Here is a 19123-nt window from a genome sequence, read left to right as displayed (position 1 = left end):
TTTCTTTACCATTAAAATAATGTTCAACAGCTTCATTTATTTCTTCTAAAGTAAATTTAGACATAAAAATACACCCCAATTATTAGATTTTGTGTCTAATAATTGGGGTGCAGTTCATTTTTTAATATTGAAACTTCCTTAACGCGATGTAGAAGGGAATCCGACCTATGAAGCCTTGTCGGGTTCTCATAGTTTTAAATTGGAAGCTACTGAATACACTGTGACTGCTGTAGAAATGGGTTATCAAAAATATTTCGACCAATGGAAAGAGCAAGGATTATTGAACTATCGGGGGCATTACTTCAAGAAGTTTCGGGTTGCTGAGGCAGCCTTTTTCTTATACAGCTAAAGGAGCAGGTTAGTACAAGAAGGATTATCTTCTAAACAAAGAGGATATGTATGTATATAAGTTTGCAAATAGGAGAGTTAGAAAATGAATGAAAGAAAAAAAGTTAGAGGTTTGAAAAGGAAAATTCGCAATTTTAAAAGGGAATTAAATAAATTAACTATGGATTTTCCAGATGATTTCTCTAACGATTACTGGGAAATTCACCTTCCTCATCAAGGTTCTTATTGGATTAATTCTGTGAAAACTCCTTTTAAAGTTCGTAGACTATGCTTACAAGAATTAATTAATAGGACAAATCATCTTATTGATAAAAAACCAAAGGATAATCAGGATGTAAGGGTTATGTTAATGATTGATTTTCATTATTGGTGGTCAACAAAAATCGAAATTTTTTCAGTGAAAAATGATGATGAAGGATTCCTTTTTGAAGAAGATAGTTATACAAGGTGGATTACTTTGAATGAGAATCGAAACTTAGCAAAAGAATGGGGTTTAACTATACCAGCTGGGTTAAAAATAAAGGGAATAAAAGAAGAAATAAAGGATGTTGAATTGGTTGATAAAGAAATTTTCGGTGGAGAGATATGGCTTATAGGTGAGTTAATCTAAAACTTTTGTTCTTCAACTAACAGGGGCGATTGTTGAACAAAGGGTCTGTCTGAATCATTTGTTGTGCTTAAAAAAGAATCTTAGGAGAAACAGAATGAAATATGAATATGAAGAGGTTGGACCTAAAAAGAATGAGGAATATTTTCATTTAATTAATACGGAATAAAGGCAAATGTAATTAATGGATTGCTTGGTTTGGCACTATATGGTGAGGAATTTGACTTAATTCAGGATACTTTAGTTAAGTTTAGTAACAGCGAAGATGAAAATATTCGTGGCATAGCGATTCTTTGCTACGGAGATCTTGCACGGATATACGGGAACATTGACAAGAATCTTGTTTTACCAATTGTCAGTAAGGGGCTTAAGGACAAAAGTAGTTTCGTCAAAGGTCATTCGAATTCAGCGTTAGATGATATAAAATTCTTTGTTAAATAAACAAACCTTCTTTAAATAACGGGTGCTTTAATTCAACACTGCGGCCACCAATTTGGTGGTCTTTTCAATGTACGAAAATATACTGCTAAATCTAAAGTAGATTTGGGGTATAGTGAAACAATAGTTAAACTAAATGAGATTTTGAATAATTGCCATCAAAGTAACGAAGAGAAAGTAATCCAAGAAATAAAAGATGCAAAAATGAAAAAGGGTCCTACAATATTTGACTGGATAGAAGAAATTATCCTTGATAACGAAAATGTAACGTTGATATTAGAGTAAACTTTATTCAAGTAATGGCGTGCTTAGTTAAGAAAGTCTGCTACGGCAGCTTTTTTCTTAATCGACTAACGGGGCAGGAAAGTTCAAAATGAATGTTCAATTATGTATAAAGGAAAGCGAGTAGGGATTGGAGGGTATAAATGAAAAATAATAAATTTAAACTTTTTACTGCTTGTATTATAGTTAATCTTATTTTTACCGCGGGATGTTCAAATGATGAAAGAGAAGATGTAACCACCATTGATGTTGATATAGCCCACGATAAATTGCTTGAAGAAGTTGTAAAAAAAAATAATTTATTAATACAAAATGGAATAGAACTATCTTCTATATGGGCGGATGAGCAAACTGAAACTCTTCATGTAGGGCTTCTTAAAATAAATAAAAGGACCGAAAAAAAGTTTAAAACAATCTTATTTGATGAGATACTACAAGGAAGTGTGAAGTTAAATTTATTTCAAGAAGAGCCTATAAAGTTGCATTAAGTAACCACGTTATATTTTTCACTTATAGCAAATGGGAAATACGAATTAAGCTAACGGGTGCCTTAATAAAAAATATAGAGGATGATCCAATAATAATGAATATTCAAGTAAAGCTTCAAGCTATTATTGGAGAAATGGAGATACAGTTTGAAGAGTCTAGGACATTTCTGAGTATTAAAACTGGCGAAATAATTGTAGTAACCTCAGATGACTTTAGAGCTGCTGAAGATGAAGAACCATTCGATCATTTACCTGATTGGGAACAAGAAGACAGAAAAGTTGCTAATGATGTAGTGGAAAACTTCGAGAATTACAAGGAACTCCCAACAAAATATGAACTAAATGAATATGAGATGTTGGAAGACTTTTGCCTAACTGTTAGCGATCAAAGAAAACAAGATATATTATTAAATGTGATTAAGGGTAAGGGTGCTTTTAGGAGGTTTAAGGACAAAATCATTGATTTTGAAATTGAGGACAAATGGTATTCTTATCGTGATGAACGATTTAAACAAATTGCGATTGAATGGTGTCTAGACAATAACATAAACTTTAGTGAATAATTAATTTTTAAAAATACAACGAGAGCAACCACATAATCAGGTGATTACTCTTTGTTCAACTAAAGGTGCAGGTTAGTTCAACAAATACAAGAGAAAAAAGCTATAATATATCTGATTTAAGGTGGTGTTCCTTTGAAAGAAAAAAACAATAGATACATATGGATAGAAGCTGAAGAATGGGCTGAAGGTGAATGGAATGTTGAAGATGACAACCTTGATGTCACCGTAACTTTCTCTGACCGTTCTAAATGGATTGCGAGTTTTTTTACCTACAAAAACATACAGACATTGAGAGAGAAGAATGCAGAGACAGGCGAATGTATGAAAGGTGCATATCTTTGGTCAAGCGCTATGGTTCTAATAGATATTGCAAGTAGAGAACGAATTTATGAAGTTATTGACTACCTTATCGAAAAAGATGAGTTTGAGTCTGTTTTTACTCGGTACCCAGATGTAGATGTTGAAGATGACTATTTGTATCCAGAGGGTTTCTTTAAAATGAGTAATAAATAAACATCTTTATTGAACTAAAGGGGGCTATTCTTCAAGAAGGAGAATGGCTTTTTCTTATTGTAGTAAAGGGGCAGAATAGTTGAAGAAGAAATAAAATAATTCATGTCCCGAACTGATAAATTAATTTGTTATTAGCATTGAATTTTTTTAAAAAAAGTATATAAGTATTAATTTGTGATTGGGTTTGCAATAAACCGAACAAAGAAAGCTCAAGACGTCTGAGCTTTTTCTTATTTATACTTAAATTATCTATTTATGGAATTAACATTGGAGAAGGTTACAAGTCTTCAGAGGAGGATGTTTAATGTTTTTAAAGAGACTAAACAATCAGATAATTATTTGGTAAAATTAGGGTGAAAGTGAGGGTTATGTTTTAAAAAAATTTTCAAAGTGTCGATTTTGAAGATACCGGTTCGTTGTATTTATAAAGAGGTCAATTAGGGGATTTGCCTCTAAAAAGAAGGAGGAAATTTTTATGCTGTTTATGATGATTGTCAAAGCCTCGAAGAATTCGGAAGCCGGAAAGCTCCCGAACTCTGAGCTCATTGAAGCCATGACGAAGTACAATGAGGAATTAGTTAAGGCAGGCGTGCGGGTTGCGGCTAAAGGACTTCATCCAAGTTCCAATGGGATTCGCCTTTCGTATCCGAAACCAGGGGAAAAGCCGGTGGTTACGGATGGCCCATTTACGGAATCGAAAGAATTGATTGCCGGGTTCATTCTGATTGATGTGAAGACGAGGGAAGAAGCCATCGAGTGGGCTATGCGGATGCCGGACCCGCAAGGACATGGGGAAGGTCAGATTGAATTGCGTCAAGTATTTGAGCCGCCGGAGCTGACCGAGAATCCGGAAATGTTGGCCAAGGAAGCGGAATTACATGAGAAATCTGAAAAGTGAAGGCGATTGTGCCCCCCTCTAGACAACTTGTATCCAGAACTAACGAACACACCATATTTAAATCTAAGCTAAATTCTGAATGGTTAATTTTTAATACTGATTTTACAGGGAAAGTTTTGATCGTCACAAAACTAATGGAAGGATCAGCGTTCGCATTAACCCCACATTAATTAACTATCTAGAACAATTATTATTTAATGCACAATCTTTTGAGCAAGAACTGAAGCTAATTATTGGTTGAAGGCTCTTGTTCCTTATTCCACGAAAGGGTGCATTAGTTGAAGAATCAATATTAAAAATTATATGTGTATAAGATGAAAAGTTGAACCAATACAACCGACACTCCCCCTCATGTCAGTCTACAAAAATGTCAAAAATGATAAATTCCGCTATTATATTTTAAAGCAAAAATCAGACGTCCTTTTATGCGATGAAAAGCTTTTTCCGGTAGGAATAGGAAAAGGCGTATATATAGTGAAAAGAAGTATATAAGAAATGCCAGGTGCGAGGAAATCAAACTTAGTGCTGAACTCTGAATACAAATGATTCCCTTTGGAAGAATTGGGGGAGGTGCTAAGAATAAAGGTTATAGATGCAATGGAATATTGAGGACGGGTAATCTTTAAGTATAGAATTAATGGAGATAATTTAAGTTTTTTTCGATACTAATATTGAAACATGTTTGTATTAAATTAAATTAATTTTCTACTAACAAGTAAAATAAAATGTTTCTCGTGAGAATGTCATGACTTGAAAAGGAGGTTATTAAATGACAAATAGATTCTCGGCAATGAATTTTGAAATAATAACTGAACGGCTTAACTTGAGTATGTGGGAGGAATCAGATGCATCCTGGTATAGGGAACTTGTTGGGGAACGGGGCGTTGCTAAGCCAACTCTTGAAGCTGCTTACAAAAAAGTTATCAGTTTTCGTGAAAGAGCACTGGAAAGTGGTATAAGTCTACTCACAATCCGACGCAAAGATGAAGGAGATTTTATTGGATATTGCGGGTTAATTATCGGTCGTTCTACTATAGAAGAGCCGGAAATTGCTTATGAATTGTTCCAAAGAGCCCACGGAAATGGCTATGCAACTGAAGCTGCATCTGCAATTATAGAAGCTGCGGTCGCCACTGGACGACGGCGTCTGTGGTCTACTGTGAGGTCTTGGAATAATGCTTCCTTTCGAGTTCTTGAAAAGATTGGTTTCATTCGCCACCATAGTATATGGGACGAGAATGGAGAACTTGTTTGGAACATGCGTGATCTTTAGATATCAAAGTCGCTTTTTCACTAAAAGGCAGGTCAGTTGAATAAGAAAAGGAATAAGGTTTGAATTTAACAGTGTAGAGAGGGGGAAAAAATGAAAAGACCTTTAGGAGTATCTTTTATTAGTTATTTTTACATTTTCGGTGCAGTTGTATTGATTATCACAGCCATATTTTTTAATCCAGATGCAAATGAATTTGGCATAGCAGATAGGTTTGGTTTACCAAACTTTCCAGAACAGCTATTTAGGATTATATTGGCAGTTGTTTCCCTTATCATCATATATGGTTATATACGTTTAAAAAGATGGGGATTTTGGTTAATGATTTTATATTCATTTGGATTTGGGCTAATAAGCAATATTCTATTATTCTCATATAATCAACAACCGTTTACTGGGAATTTTATTTGGTCAGTAATCGTTTTAATTTATACATTTTATGTTAGAAAGTCCTTTTTCCATGTAGAAAAGAGTGTATAACTCACTGATATGCTTAACTGGTGAAAATTCAAACCAATAATTAAGGACTTTGTGATGTATTGTACTTAAAGTAACGGGTTGCGTTAGTTCAATAAAGATGTATTTAGGATCTTCCACAAACGGGCGCTTCCTGAAATAAGGAAAGCGTCTTTCTTCTTGAAAAGGGCCAGATAGTTGAACATCTCTTTTAAAGATAATTGGTATTTATATTAAAATATAGAGATAAATGTGAAGAAATATACTCAAAATAACGGGCAGTTGAAGAAGAAACTTTGATAGAGAATAACCGTCCATATATCAAAGGAGGTGATGTGATGGTACATAGGTTATTTTGTGTTTGGATTATATTAACTTTACTTACTATTACAGGATGCTCTAATGTAGAGGAAACAACCAAAGTAACAATTGATAGTATTGATGCCGAAGAAGTTTTAACATTAGATCCTGATGCTGATATTTTTCAGTATGATGGAGTAATCTACAAGACTAATATTGACTGGGTAGAAGAAATACCTTTAAGAAAAGACGTTCAAGTCGGTAAAATAAAAACAAGAAATGATGTTAATACAGACTTCAAAGATGAAATGTCGAATAAACTTCCTGTCGGTGCAAAGATTTTTTCTGCCAAGGAAAGAGGAGATATTTTAATCGTTGAATCCGAAGGAGAAAATTTGAAATACCTTGCAATTGTTGAAGGGTAATCAATTTAAATTATTCAACTAAAGGGCGCAATTGTTGAAAAATTAAATCCCAATTTCTCATTTATTTCACTGAGAGATTGGGATTTTTAATACTTTAAATCCTTAACACTGTAAATCCGTGTTTTGTTGTAGGTACTCCGTTAATACGTTTGTAAAGTTTTGAGCAGTTTTTGATAGATAATGATTTTTTAGCCATATTAAGCCCGTAGATGCAGATAGCTCTGTATCTTTGATTTTGGAAGCCTGGATATTGTAGTTTTTGTATTGTTTAAGGACGGTTTCCGGAACAATAGCTTCTCCAAAATTACAAGCGACTAAATCTAATAAAAGGGAGATGTCAGAGCATTCAGCAATAATGTTTGGCTGTAGTTGAGCTTTCGAAAATGCTTCCAAAATCATATAATGAACTCCCAGTCCTTCTGTACTTGGTAAAATCAGAGGGTGGTTTTGAATGTCAGCAAGCATAATCTGATGATTCAAAGGTTCGTTTTTATTTGAAGTAATAAAGTAAAAAGGTTCTGTATGAAGATGGATAGCCGAAAAATCATCTAACTCGAGTGGTAATCGTATAATCGCTAGCTCTACAATTCGGTCTCTCACTAGTTGACAAAGATGAGAAGACTCATTTTGATGAATTTTATAGGTAACCTTAGGATACTTTTTGTGGAATTGGTAAAGTAACTCAGGTAATCCGACTACCGAAAAAGTATTGATACCTATCGTCAATCTTCCACTTACCCCGTTTCCAACTTCCTTTACTTCCATTCTAGCTTCTTCCATTAACTGAGTCATTTGTAGCGCATACTTATATAAGGATTTTCCTGCTTCCGTCACTTCTAAAAATCTCCCAGTTCTCTCTACTAATTTCGTTCCCAATTCATCTTCCATTGTTTTCAGGTGCTGACTTAGTGGAGGCTGGGAGATATGAAGTCTTTCAGCGGCAGCAGAAATTTTTCTTTCTTCTACAATAGCTATAAAATATCGCAGTTGTCTAATATCCATAAGCGGAAATACACCCTTCCTATATGAAAAACTTTAGTGAAATTAATTTTTTTTATATTTTTCATATACTTCATTCTAAGATATCATGATTTTAGATAAAAAGAAATTTCTCGAAACGGCTTATCAGCGATGATTTTTCGATAGGAAAGATTTTCAAGGTGTTAGCTAGAATATCGAGATACTTAATAAAAGTTTTTTTCTTGTTGGAGACCCTTATTTTTCAGCTATTTAGAACTAATTTCTATTCGCACTTAGAAGTCTCAACAATAAACATCATGTATAAGGGTGAAATAATATGAAGCAACAACGTTTTTATAGCGGTTTAAGCATATTTCAATGGTTTTTTTTCTTGCTGGCCACTTCTATTGCATTACCGATCATAATCGGAGGAGTATTTCATTTAACGATAGAGGAAATATCCGAATTAATGCAACGAACTTTTTTTGTGGTGGGCATTAGCTCTTTTATTCAAGGCTGGCTCGGACATCGATATCCGATCGCTGACGGGCCTGCAGGTTCATGGGTCAGTGTATTTGTCATTTTAGCGGGTATGACAATTCAGCAGGGGGATAGTACGAATGAAACATTACAACTTTTAGAAGGTGGCATGCTAGTTACGGGATTATTACTATTTATTCTCGGTATAACCGGTCTGGTTAATCGGCTGCTGTTTTTGTTCACTCCTTTAGTTACTGGTTCCTTTATGTTGATTCTGACTCTTCAACTTAGTGGTGTGTTTTTAGAGGGAATGCTTGGAATACAAGAACAGTCTAACATGGATTATGGAATAGCAGCGATTTCATTTGGCGTATTTGTTATAGTGATATTGCTGTCGATTAAGGGAAAAGGATGGATGAAAAGTTACTCAGTACTGTTAGGAATTTTAATTGGGTGGTTACTATATTTCTTATTAGGGAAAACCCCCAATACGATTTCCACACAAGCTTACTCCATTAAATTACCAGACATTTTTGCATGGGGGACTCCGCAGTTAAATGCTGGAATGGTTATAACCTCCATTATCTTTACTTTTATTGTATTCTCTAATACAATAGCTGCCGTTACGGCTGTTAAACAAGCGGTTCCAGAATCAGAAAAATCCGAAAAACAAACCATTAACCGCGCCAGTTGGGCAGGCGGTATTACACATGTTTTATCAGCTCTTTTCTCTACAATTGGAATTGTGCCATTGCCAGTATCGGCAGGATTTATCCGATTAACCGGGCAAAAACGAATGATGCCTTTTCTGGTAGCAAGTTTAGCCTTATCAGGTATAGCCTGTGTTCCGGCGATCGTCAATTTCTTAGCTATGCTTCCTGGCCCTATTGCTTGTGCCGTAAGTTTAGCATCCTTTGTCCAAATGATCGGGATTTCGATTCAGTCCCTTTTGAAAGACGAATTAGATCAACGCCGGTTAACTATATTAGGAATCACTTTGCTAATCAGTTTTGGAATATCGTATCTTCCTAAAGGAATATTTCAGAGTCTGCCTACTATTCTCCAATATATTTTAAGCAATGGTCTCATTGTTGGTACGATCATCGTAATTGTGCTAGAACAACTATGGAAAACAAAAAACATAAGTGAAAAAAATTATATTTAAAATTTAACTTTTCAAGGAGTCTTTTTAAATGATTCACGAAGAATTCATGAAATTGGCAATCGAGTTTTTGCTCTTTGGAAAGAAATGAATAAATGAATTACCTTTTTAACGAAACATGTTTTCCGAGAGAGAAAGCCGTAGAATATAAATTTCACTCCTCAGGTAAAAAGAACAGAGCAACTATATTGAATAGAGGCGAATAATTGATGTGGAAGTGGATGATGGTATTTATAGGATGTATTTTCTTGATGCAAGGTTGTATGTCTAACATTAGTGGAGAAACGAAAAAACAAGAAAAGGAGAAGGTGATCGTGAGCGAAGAATTAAATAAACAGTTACTTCAAGCAGCAGAACGTGGAGAGGTAGACACCATAAGCAAACTCATTAAGAAAGGTGCGAATATCAACGCACAAGACTCAAAAGGCCGGACTGCCACTATGATTGCGGCCTATAACAATGATGTAGAAACCGCAAAAGTGCTTATCAAGGCAGGTGCAGATGTGAATATCCGTGATGATATGAAAAACAATCCCTTCCTATATGCTGGTGCAGAAGGATATATTGATATGCTAAAGCTTACGATTGAAGCAGGGGCCGACCCGATGATTACAAACCGGTATGGGGGAACTGCTTTAATCCCTGCCTCAGAACATGGATATGTGGATGTAATCAAAGAACTTCTCACTCATACTGATATTGATGTGAATCATGTCAATAATCTTGGTTGGACTGCTTTATTAGAAGCAATTATTTTGAATTATGGAGACGAAAAGCAGCAGCAAACGGTGCAATTGCTGATAGAACATGGGGCGGATGTGAACATTCCAGACAATGATAAGGTGACTCCTCTACAACATGCACGTGAGAAAGGCTTTAATGAGATTGAAAAAATTTTGTTAAAAGCAGGGGCAAAATAAATACTTGAAGCTGTTATGATTGCCAAACCTAAATAATAGCTTTTTTAAACTCTTATCTGTTCACATCAAGGAAAGAGGATTTATCACTAAGGGATTGATTCTCAACAATCGGGCGCTTTTCTGAAAAAGGAAAGCGTCTTTCTTCATGAAAAGGGCCATTTTGTTGAATAAGTAGGGTAATATAGTAGGGAAATTTCTTAGGTTGAATTTTAAACAAAGTAACTGGGAAGGCCATGATTGCAGGATTTGTTGGAGTAGAGATTAATGGAGCTCATGGATATTTGATTGACCAATTTGTCTTGTGACAATAATGTTGATTAATTCTGGACTCTTAAACCTGCATTGCTACGTTCCAAGATTGAATTACAATAAAAATTAAGTCATTTAAAATTGATAAATAATAGACTTTAGATGCGAAATAAGGGAGTCAAATTATCTCTTTTTCCTACTAAAAAAAAGAACAAACACAACAACAAAACAACTAAAGGCAGCAATCCAAACAGAGAGTTCTATGATGATCAACTTCTTTAAAAATATTATGTCGCCTCGTACCTTAGTTCATATTATGCTAATTAAATGACTTTATTGTGATTTTAAACATCTTTATTGTAAATGTAACAGCTCTATTGTAACCCATCACAATTTAACAGTGAAATCACAAATGTGCGAAAGGATTGATACAGGGGCAACTTAGCAAAGCGCTTAACGTTTATGAAGGAATTTTTAACTGCAGTCATTAATGAGATAGGGGTGGATCAAACAAATATTGGCTTTTCGAAAAACAAGGCTGATATGCCAGATAATAAATGGGGGAATCCCGAAGAAACCGTAAGTCTTTAAGGTTATTGGATTAAGAATCCTTCATCCCACGATTAATCACTTTACTGAAATAATCGTAAATTGGATGACATTTCATGAACTAGTACGAAAATATTGGGAAGGAATCATAATTGGAGTCGGCAATTCAGACCTACAACAGGGTTATTAGAAAAGGAATGATTGACTTGGCTGCATTCGGTCGTCCAATGCTCGCCAATCCTGACTTCGTACAAATAATTATACAAGACAAAGACATTGAATCCTATGATACTAAGAGCGATCTAAGTTCATTAGTTTAAAGCATATATGAAGAAAAACTGATACGGCAAATCAAAGCTGTTTCTTGTATATGGAGAATTTTTATTCAGTATGCTCTACGATGGCTTCTTCAACAAACGGGCCAGACTTGTGAAGTAACAAAAAGCCCAATTTCTCATATTCAATAAATTGAGCTTTTAAATCATAGCATTTTCTGACGAGAACTCTAATAAGTCTTCTTCTATCGTAACATCAATGCTTTCCTACCCTCGCTTCCTATTGTGTGTTCTTCATCCCTGAAATAGGTAACGATAAAATCTCGAAATGCAATCGCTGCCTTTGATAAATAACGATCTTTCTGCCAGGCTATCCGAAAAATCCTTTCACCTGCAGGATCTTCGATTGGCAGTTTGACTAAGTTCAGCTCCTCTCCACTTTTACAGCCACCGACAATGGAAACACCGAATCCAGAACGAACAAGTTCTGCGATACTAGCTGGATCTTCTGTTTCACACACCATCTTCGGACGAAAACCCGCTTTGTCACAAAGGTCATCATTAATCATCCGTAAAGGAGAATTTTCTTTGTATCCAACAAAAGGTTCAGCTGATACTTCACTAAGGTGAATTGCTTTGCGGTTTGCATATTTATGTCCGTGCGGCACAGCGAGATAGAGCTTTTCCTTTACCAATGGAATTTCACTGAATCCTTCTTGTTGAATCGGAAACGAAGTTAAATAGAAGTCTAATTCATGGTTTGTTTCTATGTTCTCAAAATCCTCCATAGACGATTGAATCATCCGGAAATTAACCTCCGTATGTTCAGCCAAAAAGTTCTGCAAAGGTTCTCTAACCTGTTCCATATTCATAACTGCCAGGTAAATACGACCTTGTTTTAAGCCTGATAGATCTTCTACTTCTCGACGCCCCTCTTCGAGCAAATGGATTGCGGCCTTCACTTTTGCTTCAAATGCCTTTCCAAAAGGATTCAAACGAATTTGCCTTGCTTTACGATCAAACAATGGTACCCCCAAGTCCTCTTCCAAGCGCTGAATCGTTCTACTTAAGGCGGGTTGGGCGATATGAAGTTCTTGTGCGGCTCTAGTCATATGTTCTAATTTAGCCACGGTTAAAAAATACTTAAGTTGTAGCAGTTCCATCCAGTATTCCTCCTTTTTCATTACATTCAGTATATGCACATATAGCAAAACATGTATTTTTGATTATCTATTTGCAATTATATAATGAAGGTAGCTAGCCAACAACAGAACAGCTATACATGGGAGGAGGTAAACAGATACGGGAAGTGATACATGGGGAACAGTATCTACAAACGTGATAGAATCAACAATCGAACTAATTTATTGCAATCTTTAATTCTCTCAATCTCATATGTAGGCTTGATCTTGATTTACATCATTAGATTTGGATATAGAACACCATTGAGTTATCAACAAAAATAATATTAAAAATTTTAAGGAGCTGATGAAAATGAAGGCAGTAGCTTTTCATTCACCAGGAACACCGAACGTATTGCAAGTAATGGAGTTTGATCCTCCTGTTCCGGGGATTGGGCAAGTTCGAGTAAAAGTAAAAGCAGCCGGCGTACAGCCCGTTGACTGTGCGATTCGAGGGCAAGGTTTTAGTCCACCAGGAGTGGAAATCCGATACCCTCAAATACTAGGAAATGAATTTGCTGGCATCATCGACGTGGTTGGTGATGGGGTTGAGAGCTTTTCAGTTGGTAATGAAGTTATTGGTTGGTCGCTTCTATATAGCTATGCTGAATATGTGGTCGTCCCAACATCTCAACTCGTTAGAAAGCCTAAAAATATGCCATGGGAAGAAGCTGGTGTACTCACCGCTTCAGGGCAGACTGCTTATACGGCACTACAGGAACTCGGAATCAGTAAAGGAGACACCGTACTAATAAACGCAGCTGCAGGAGGAGTTGGAACGTTCGCCGTTCAATTAGCACGAGCATGGGGTGCAACTGTGATAGGTACTGCAAGCCCACGTAACCATGACTACCTGCGCTCCTTAGGAGCTATTCCAGTCTCATATGGAGAGGGACTTGTTGAACGAGTACGCGAACTTGCACCTAAAGGGATTGATGTTGCCCTTGATGCAGCAGGCGAGGAAGCCCTACGAGCCTCTGTAGAACTTGTACACGACAAAAAACGGATCGGTACAATCGTTGCTTTCGATCTTTCAGAAGAGCTTGGAACCATTCCGATCCGTAGTAAGCGAAGCGTATCAAGGTTATCCGAACTCACCAAGATGTACGAACAAGGGCTGCTTCGCGTTGTCATATCACAAACATTTCCATTAAACCAAGCTGCTGATGCTCACAGAGCTGTAGAGACCGGTCACGTTCGAGGGAAAATTGTCCTCACTGTGGGTTAGAAAGTTTATCCGATACGAGGAAGAGTAACATGGGAAAACTAAATATTGACATTATTTTAGGAAGCACATGTCAAGGTCGTATAAGCCCACAAGTCGGAAAATGGGTAAAAGAAATATCTCAGCAACATGAAGACGTTAATTATGAAATTCTCGATATAGCTGACTATAATTTGCCATTTTTAGGAACGGGAACAGGGAAAGAACAAGTGGGATTACTCAAAGGAAAATCGAAGTTAATATAGTGTTAGGTCATTGTATTCGATAATCTAGAATAAACTATTTTATGTAAAGAATGCGCTAATATGAGTTTTGAAAATATAAGTACTTGAAAGTTGTACAAGAAAGGTTTATAAGCATGAAAGGCATTAGGATAGGAGTGAATAAATAATTATGAAACAAACGATGCGCGTTCTTATTTCCGGTGCTAGCATAGCAGGGCCGGCCCTCGCTTATTGGCTTCGCCGACACGGCTTTGACGTGACTGTAATAGAACGTGCACCCTCATTGCGACCGGGTGGTTACGGGGTTGATATCCGTGGTGCAGCCATTAAGGTGCTTAGGAGGATGGGTATACTCGATCAAGTCCGTGCAGCAGACACACGTATGACTGGTGTTTACTTTGTGAACAGTAAAGGCAAGATTGAAGGTCAAATAAGTGAAGCAAGTATAGCGAACCAGCAGGGTCTGGACATCGAAATCATGCGTGATGATCTTAGTAACATTTTGTATGATTTAACTAAGGATACGGTTCAATACATTTGGGGCGATTCGATTACCTCTATACATGAAACTGAAGCTAGTACAGAAGTCCAATTTATTCATGGCAAGCCACAAACATTTGACCTGGTCATTGGTGCAGACGGGCTTCATTCTAATGTGAGGACCCTTATTTTTGGAGACGACGCACAATTTAAACGTACGCTTGGCTGTTATATCTCGATTTTCACCCTTGGGAACTATCTCAACCTCGACCACCAACAGCTACTTTATTCGATGCCAGGCAAAACTGTAGGTATGTATAGTGCCTATGACAATACTGAGGCAAAAGGTATGTTATTGTTCCAATCAGAGGCATTGAAGTACGACCGCTATGATACGGAATCTCAAAAGAAACTTGTAGAAAATGCTTTCGTAGGCTGTACGGACTGGGAAACCTCGCATCTACTCAAATCCTTGAAAGAAGCGACAGACTTTTATTTTGATGAGGTTTGCCAGATTCATATGCCAACATGGTCAAAAGGTCGAATTACATTGGTAGGCGATGCAGGGTATGGCCCATCTCCTCTTTCAGGTCAAGGCTCTAGCCTAGCGCTCGTTGGAGCTTATGTATTAGCTGGCGAACTTAAAGCCGCGCATGGTGATTATGCCCGTGCTTTTGTTGCTTATGAACAAGAAATGAGAAAGTTTGTTGAGAAAAATCAAAAAATAGGACTAATGGCTGCTGGGAGTATGATTGAAAAATCAAACTTCAAAATCTTTCTACGCAATTTAATGTTGCGCATACCCACCCTTATGGTCGTACAGTTTAAGATGATTTCGAAAATGATAGCGAAAGCTGCCAACGGTATTGAATTGAAAAATTATTGAAATGGATAATATGAAAACCGAACAATTTTCTACCTAGGCAGCTAGGCGTAAACAGGCACTTAAGTCTTTAAAAATATTTTTGACTCCTCCGCATAAGGGATGCAATACTGCTGTAAGAATTGTACTCTTTCTATATATATAGGACAGATTGTTGAAGAAAGAGGGTTCCTGAAGGATTTTTGGAATCTTCTTGGCGTATGAACTAAATAAAAGCAACAGAGCGTACCTTTACATTCAATTTCTTAAGAAATTGCTTTTTAAAGCAACAATCGTTTAATAGCTTGATAAATTTCATCAAGTTCTTCTTTTAACTTACCTTCACAATACAAACTGTCTTTTAATACAAGTTCAGATAATACAATCATACTTTTGAGTAATCTCGATTTCTCTCTGAATTATTCAATCGATAATTCTTGCCATGTTGTATCTTCGCTAAGAAATACCTGAGCTTCTTTTATCCCAATGTCATATTGATCTTTTATGGTCATTGCATCGATTATTGAATAAACACTAAGCATATTTTTATAATAATCCGTATAGAGATTGTGAAGGAACGTACTGAAAGTAACTTGCAGTATAGATTAAGAAGGATAATTAACTTCGATTGAAGAAATTTTATTATGAGGTGAGACATAAATTCACGACTATGATTTTCTAAGTCTTTGAAGTGTTCTTCAAGTGGAGCGTATCGGAATTGGTTAGTGACGGGCAAAAGGTTACCTTGAAAGGGATGTGAACAAAAATGGGCGTGTATGATTTTACAGTAAAGAAAATCGATGGTCAGACAGAGCCGTTGTCTCGTTACGAAGGAAAAGTCGTTCTTATCGTCAATACGGCGAGCAAGTGTGGCTTTACACCACAGTATAAGGGGTTACAAGCGTTGTATGATAAGTACCGTGATTTAGGATTGGAGATTCTAGGATTTCCTTGTAATCAATTCGGTCAACAGGAACCAGGAACGAACAAGGAAATTCAGCAGTTTTGCGATTTGAATTACAATGTGAGTTTTCCAATGTTTGCAAAAGTAGACGTAAATGGTGCGAATGCGGACCCACTTTATCAATACATAAAAAAGGAGGCCAAAGGCGCGTTAGGGTCACGGGCGGTTAAATGGAATTTTACGAAATTTTTAGTGGACCGAAAAGGGAATGTGGTAAAGCGTTTTGCTCCACAGACAGAACCGGAAAAACTGATAGCTGAAATAGAAGAAGTGCTTAAACTATGCTGACAAACAATCGGGCGCGTTTATTTAAGAACGCGTCTATTTTAATTAAAGGGCCATTTTGTGGAAGAAGGACTTTATTTTCTTCTTTACGAATTTACGTATTAACTGAGTAAAATATTGTAGGTCGAGGTGAACGAACTGAGGAAGATTTTTAGTTTATGTTTACTGTTGTTCTTGGTTGCCTGTTAATCTGTACAAGTAAATGATAGTTCTCATATTACTGAAGAAGAAGTTGTAAAAGTGTTACAAGGGAAGTCTCATCTAAATAATATAGGATTTTAAAAGGAGAAACTCATGAAGTCTTGGAAAGTACTATAGAGGCAGTTTAGTTGATGGTAAAGATGAAATTAGGACTAATAAAATATTGATTGAAAATTGTCCTCATGAGTACAGAAATCAGTATAGAAAAGGGAAATTGTCCTCGTGGGATGTTCATGAGGACAGAAAATAAAGGTAATTGCAAAACCTGTCTGAATATGCGATTTCTGCAATAAATTTAACTATAAATCTCTTAATCAAACAAACTATATTTGTCTTATGGCACAACTCGTAAAAAGCCCTGCTTTTCTGTAACCAGAAAAGCGGGGCTTTTGTATTATAAATTTTTGTTTCTATTAATTACTATTCTCCTGTTTTTGAATATTTGACAAAATGGAACAAAAATTTCAAACATTTGGTAATATAATTGATTTTGGTGGAAATCGCCGAAATTTCGAGAATATGGGGGGAAAAGGTTTGAGGAAAAAAGTTTTGTCGATTAGTTTATGTTCTGTTCTATCTCTTACATTCCTAACAGGAGTTGATTCCTGGACAGTAAAAGCAGCAAACGAGCAAAATCTACCCACTACATTAGAAGCAACAGCCAAGGGAAAGGTTCTCGAGTGGAAAGGGATGCCACTAAATGGGCTGATCCCGGAAACCGCATCAGACGCAACCAGAATTGAACTAGAAAATGGAATGACAAAACCAATCTACTCTACTGACGAGGCGATAATTGAAGACTTATTCGTTGAGACAGAGATAGACAGCGACAGGGATGGGAAACGTGACCGCGTCTCTATTAAAGTGTACCGTCCAAAAACGGAACCAGGTGTTAAAGTACCAGTCATTTATGAGATGAGTCCCTATCGCTCCGGAATTCTAAATGTTCCTGTCTTTAATGTCGATGTAGATTTTATTCCGGTTAAACACCCTGGTAACGGGAATGGACGAGGAGGAAAACCATTCGCACTTGTGGAAGGACAAGCTGCCAATCTTGGTTCCTTAGGGAATTACTATGTCCCTCGTGGTTATGGTGTTATTCTTGCTGAGAGTATTGGGACAGGCAAATCGGATGGGTGTCCAACAACGGGGGATGAACGAGAAATTCTTGGTACAAAAGCCGTTATTGATTGGTTAAACGGGCGTGCGAAAGCTTATACAGGAGATGGGAGAGAGGTATCAGCTGATTGGTCCACTGGAAACGTTGGGATGACAGGTACTTCCTACAATGGGACCTTGCCAAATGCAGTTGCTGCAACAGGTGTGGATGGACTGAAAACGATTATCCCAGTTGCAGCAATTAGCAGCTGGTATGACTATTATCGTGCAAACGGAACAGTTATAGCCCCTGGAGGATACCAAGGTGAAGATACAGACAATATGGCTGAAGCAGTCCTAACTCGTAAAAATCCACAAGTATGTAAAGATGTCATAGCAGAGTTAAAAGCTGGACAAGACAGAGAAACAGGGGACTACAGTGAATTCTGGGCACACCGTGATTATGTGAAGGATGCCAAGAATTTAAAGGCTAGTGTTCTCGTTGTTCACGGGCTGAATGATTGGAATGTTAAGACAAAACAATTTGCACAGTGGTGGGAAGCATTAGGAGAAAATAATGTCCCTCGTAGATTGTGGCTCCATCAGGGTGGCCATTCAAGTCCATCAGGCAATAACTGGCCGCAATTACAAAATAGATGGTTTGACTATTATCTGTATGGGATTGAAAATGGGGTTATGAATGAGCCTGCTGTTGATATTCAGCGTGAGGATAGAACTTGGAGTCAGGAAACAAGCTGGCCTGCACCCGGCACAGTGTCGACAAGACTTCATTTAACAGGCACGGGAAATGATTTAGGGGCTTTATATCTAAATCCTGTTCCGAACCAGCCGCATAACGCGCAAACAATCATTGATGATCCAATGAAAAAGGCAAATACTCTCATCGCCAATCCAGAGTTAAATTCTTCAAACCGGTTGGCTTATGTGACTCCGGAATTAACTGATGTGGTGCGGTTGAGCGGGACGCCTACAGTCAGCATCCGTGCAAGTATTGACCGTCCCGTTGCCAATTTAACAGCATTGCTCGTTGATTACAGTAGTTCAAGTCCAGTAATTGTATCGCGTGGCTGGGTCGATCCACAAAATCTCCATTCCGCAGATCGTTCCGAATCACTAGTTCCTGGCAGAGATTACACTTTTGAATGGGATATGCAGCCTAAAGATTATGTATTTAAGGCAGGACACCGGATCGGGATTGTTCTTATCGCTAGCGATTACGACTACACGATTCGTCCTAAAGCCGGTACAAAAATTACTGTAATTCCAACTCGCAGTGAAATTACATTGCCAATTGTCGGCGGGCGTAACGCGTTTAATCAATAGGAACAACAAAAAGGAGGATTAGGTTTCATGACTAATCCTTCTTTTTTTGAGACATAAGAAAGTATAAATTTCAACT

The 19123-nt window shown here is 37.0% G+C and carries 19 protein-coding genes and 2 pseudogenes; 19 read left to right on the top strand and 2 right to left on the bottom strand.

The annotated features are described in order from the left end of the window. The first annotated feature begins 433 nt into the window (after nt 1-433). The 10 genes and pseudogenes from F7731_RS18620 (at nt 434) to F7731_RS18575 (ending at nt 6588) form a co-directional block, all read left to right on the top strand. A complete protein-coding gene (locus F7731_RS18620; protein WP_151536293.1) occupies nt 434-958 on the top strand; it encodes a DUF3916 domain-containing protein in 525 nt (174 codons plus the stop codon). A 195-nt stretch (nt 959-1153) separates the two neighbouring features. Further along, the gene (locus F7731_RS18615; protein ID WP_151536292.1) at nt 1154-1396 is read left to right on the top strand and encodes a hypothetical protein; all 243 of its coding nucleotides are present in this window, start codon (nt 1154-1156) and stop codon (nt 1394-1396) included. A gap of 422 nt (nt 1397-1818) precedes the next feature. Next, nucleotides 1819-2163 (top strand): hypothetical protein, encoded by a 345-nt coding sequence (locus F7731_RS18610; RefSeq protein ID WP_151536291.1) that lies wholly within the window; start codon nt 1819-1821, stop codon nt 2161-2163. A gap of 95 nt (nt 2164-2258) precedes the next feature. Next, a complete protein-coding gene (locus tag F7731_RS18605; RefSeq protein ID WP_151536290.1) occupies nt 2259-2726 on the top strand; it encodes a UPF0158 family protein in 468 nt (155 codons plus the stop codon). Between the two features lie 132 nt (nt 2727-2858). Next, nucleotides 2859-3239: a hypothetical protein gene (locus F7731_RS18600; RefSeq protein ID WP_151536289.1), complete on the top strand. Its 381-nt coding sequence runs from the start codon at nt 2859-2861 to the stop codon at nt 3237-3239. Between the two features lie 475 nt (nt 3240-3714). Continuing rightward, complete coding sequence (locus tag F7731_RS18595) at nt 3715-4137, top strand: YciI family protein (protein WP_151536288.1); 423 nt, start codon at nt 3715-3717, stop codon at nt 4135-4137. Between the two features lie 319 nt (nt 4138-4456). After that, nucleotides 4457-4588 (top strand): annotated as a pseudogene (locus tag F7731_RS26935) (sporulation protein YhbH); the annotation flags it as partial. A 318-nt stretch (nt 4589-4906) separates the two neighbouring features. Next, on the top strand, nt 4907-5410 hold the full coding sequence (locus F7731_RS18585; protein ID WP_151536287.1) for a GNAT family N-acetyltransferase: 504 nt from the start codon (nt 4907-4909) through the stop codon (nt 5408-5410). 90 nt (nt 5411-5500) lie between these two features. Next, complete coding sequence (locus tag F7731_RS18580) at nt 5501-5887, top strand: hypothetical protein (protein WP_151536286.1); 387 nt, start codon at nt 5501-5503, stop codon at nt 5885-5887. Nucleotides 5888-6201: 314 nt separating this feature from the next. Continuing rightward, entirely contained in the window at nt 6202-6588 is a 387-nt protein-coding gene (locus F7731_RS18575) for a hypothetical protein (RefSeq protein ID WP_151536285.1), read from the top strand. Nucleotides 6589-6690: 102 nt separating this feature from the next. On the opposite strand, the gene F7731_RS18570 is transcribed toward F7731_RS18575, so the two are convergent. After that, the gene (locus tag F7731_RS18570) at nt 6691-7590 is read right to left on the bottom strand and encodes a LysR family transcriptional regulator (protein ID WP_151536284.1); all 900 of its coding nucleotides are present in this window, start codon (nt 7588-7590) and stop codon (nt 6691-6693) included. 295 nt (nt 7591-7885) lie between these two features. Here F7731_RS18570 and F7731_RS18565 point away from each other — a divergent pair, with 295 nt between their 5' ends. The 4 genes from F7731_RS18565 to F7731_RS27110 all read left to right on the top strand — a co-directional run bounded on the left by F7731_RS18565 (nt 7886) and on the right by F7731_RS27110 (nt 10950). Then, a complete protein-coding gene (locus tag F7731_RS18565; protein ID WP_151536283.1) occupies nt 7886-9193 on the top strand; it encodes a purine/pyrimidine permease in 1308 nt (435 codons plus the stop codon). Between the two features lie 206 nt (nt 9194-9399). Next, on the top strand, nt 9400-10110 hold the full coding sequence (locus F7731_RS18560) for an ankyrin repeat domain-containing protein (protein WP_151536282.1): 711 nt from the start codon (nt 9400-9402) through the stop codon (nt 10108-10110). 233 nt (nt 10111-10343) lie between these two features. Further along, entirely contained in the window at nt 10344-10415 is a 72-nt protein-coding gene (locus tag F7731_RS27340) for a hypothetical protein (RefSeq protein WP_151536301.1), read from the top strand. Between the two features lie 406 nt (nt 10416-10821). After that, nucleotides 10822-10950 carry a hypothetical protein gene (locus tag F7731_RS27110; protein WP_281352570.1) on the top strand — a complete coding sequence of 43 codons (129 nt, stop codon included), beginning with the start codon at nt 10822-10824 and terminating at the stop codon, nt 10948-10950. A 478-nt stretch (nt 10951-11428) separates the two neighbouring features. Here the strand turns inward: F7731_RS27110 and F7731_RS18550 are convergent, their stop codons facing one another. After that, nucleotides 11429-12346, bottom strand: a complete 918-nt coding sequence (locus F7731_RS18550) for a LysR family transcriptional regulator (RefSeq protein WP_151536281.1) — start codon at nt 12344-12346, stop codon at nt 11429-11431. 331 nt (nt 12347-12677) lie between these two features. Here F7731_RS18550 and F7731_RS18545 point away from each other — a divergent pair, with 331 nt between their 5' ends. The 5 genes and pseudogenes from F7731_RS18545 to F7731_RS18525 all read left to right on the top strand — a co-directional run. Beyond that, nucleotides 12678-13592, top strand: coding sequence for an NADP-dependent oxidoreductase (locus F7731_RS18545; RefSeq protein ID WP_151536280.1), 915 nt, complete (start codon nt 12678-12680; stop codon nt 13590-13592). 29 nt (nt 13593-13621) lie between these two features. After that, nucleotides 13622-13834, top strand: coding sequence for an NADPH-dependent FMN reductase (locus F7731_RS18540; RefSeq protein ID WP_425482021.1), 213 nt, complete (start codon nt 13622-13624; stop codon nt 13832-13834). A gap of 148 nt (nt 13835-13982) precedes the next feature. After that, complete coding sequence (locus F7731_RS18535; RefSeq protein ID WP_151536279.1) at nt 13983-15179, top strand: FAD-dependent monooxygenase; 1197 nt, start codon at nt 13983-13985, stop codon at nt 15177-15179. Between the two features lie 742 nt (nt 15180-15921). Then, on the top strand, nt 15922-16407 hold the full coding sequence (locus F7731_RS18530) for a glutathione peroxidase (protein ID WP_151536278.1): 486 nt from the start codon (nt 15922-15924) through the stop codon (nt 16405-16407). A 930-nt stretch (nt 16408-17337) separates the two neighbouring features. Beyond that, nucleotides 17338-19047, top strand: a pseudogene (locus F7731_RS18525) (Xaa-Pro dipeptidyl-peptidase); the annotation flags it as partial. Nucleotides 19048-19123 lie beyond the last annotated feature (76 nt).

Origin of the sequence: Cytobacillus depressus (assembly GCF_008923245.1) — a bacterium.
In the GTDB taxonomy this organism is placed as follows: domain Bacteria; phylum Bacillota; class Bacilli; order Bacillales; family Cytobacillaceae; genus Cytobacillus; species Cytobacillus depressus.
This window is presented reverse-complemented; position numbering and strand designations above follow the sequence as displayed.

Excerpts from the sequence above, each read along its gene's own strand:
- F7731_RS18620 (WP_151536293.1), top strand. The coding sequence starts at position 434 with ATGAATGAAAGAAAAAAAGTTAGAGGTTTGAAAAGGAAAATTCGCAAT.
- F7731_RS18610 (WP_151536291.1), top strand. The coding sequence starts at position 1,819 with ATGAAAAATAATAAATTTAAACTTTTTACTGCTTGTATTATAGTTAAT.
- F7731_RS18605 (WP_151536290.1), top strand. The coding sequence starts at position 2,259 with ATGAATATTCAAGTAAAGCTTCAAGCTATTATTGGAGAAATGGAGATA.
- F7731_RS18595 (WP_151536288.1), top strand. The coding sequence starts at position 3,715 with ATGCTGTTTATGATGATTGTCAAAGCCTCGAAGAATTCGGAAGCCGGA.
- F7731_RS18585 (WP_151536287.1), top strand. The coding sequence starts at position 4,907 with ATGACAAATAGATTCTCGGCAATGAATTTTGAAATAATAACTGAACGG.
- F7731_RS18580 (WP_151536286.1), top strand. The coding sequence starts at position 5,501 with ATGAAAAGACCTTTAGGAGTATCTTTTATTAGTTATTTTTACATTTTC.
- F7731_RS18575 (WP_151536285.1), top strand. The coding sequence starts at position 6,202 with ATGGTACATAGGTTATTTTGTGTTTGGATTATATTAACTTTACTTACT.
- F7731_RS18570 (WP_151536284.1), bottom strand. The coding sequence starts at position 7,590 with ATGGATATTAGACAACTGCGATATTTTATAGCTATTGTAGAAGAAAGA.
- F7731_RS18565 (WP_151536283.1), top strand. The coding sequence starts at position 7,886 with ATGAAGCAACAACGTTTTTATAGCGGTTTAAGCATATTTCAATGGTTT.
- F7731_RS18560 (WP_151536282.1), top strand. The coding sequence starts at position 9,400 with ATGTGGAAGTGGATGATGGTATTTATAGGATGTATTTTCTTGATGCAA.
- F7731_RS27110 (WP_281352570.1), top strand. The coding sequence starts at position 10,822 with ATGAAGGAATTTTTAACTGCAGTCATTAATGAGATAGGGGTGGATCAA.
- F7731_RS18550 (WP_151536281.1), bottom strand. The coding sequence starts at position 12,346 with ATGGAACTGCTACAACTTAAGTATTTTTTAACCGTGGCTAAATTAGAA.
- F7731_RS18545 (WP_151536280.1), top strand. The coding sequence starts at position 12,678 with ATGAAGGCAGTAGCTTTTCATTCACCAGGAACACCGAACGTATTGCAA.
- F7731_RS18540 (WP_425482021.1), top strand. The coding sequence starts at position 13,622 with ATGGGAAAACTAAATATTGACATTATTTTAGGAAGCACATGTCAAGGT.
- F7731_RS18535 (WP_151536279.1), top strand. The coding sequence starts at position 13,983 with ATGAAACAAACGATGCGCGTTCTTATTTCCGGTGCTAGCATAGCAGGG.
- F7731_RS18530 (WP_151536278.1), top strand. The coding sequence starts at position 15,922 with ATGGGCGTGTATGATTTTACAGTAAAGAAAATCGATGGTCAGACAGAG.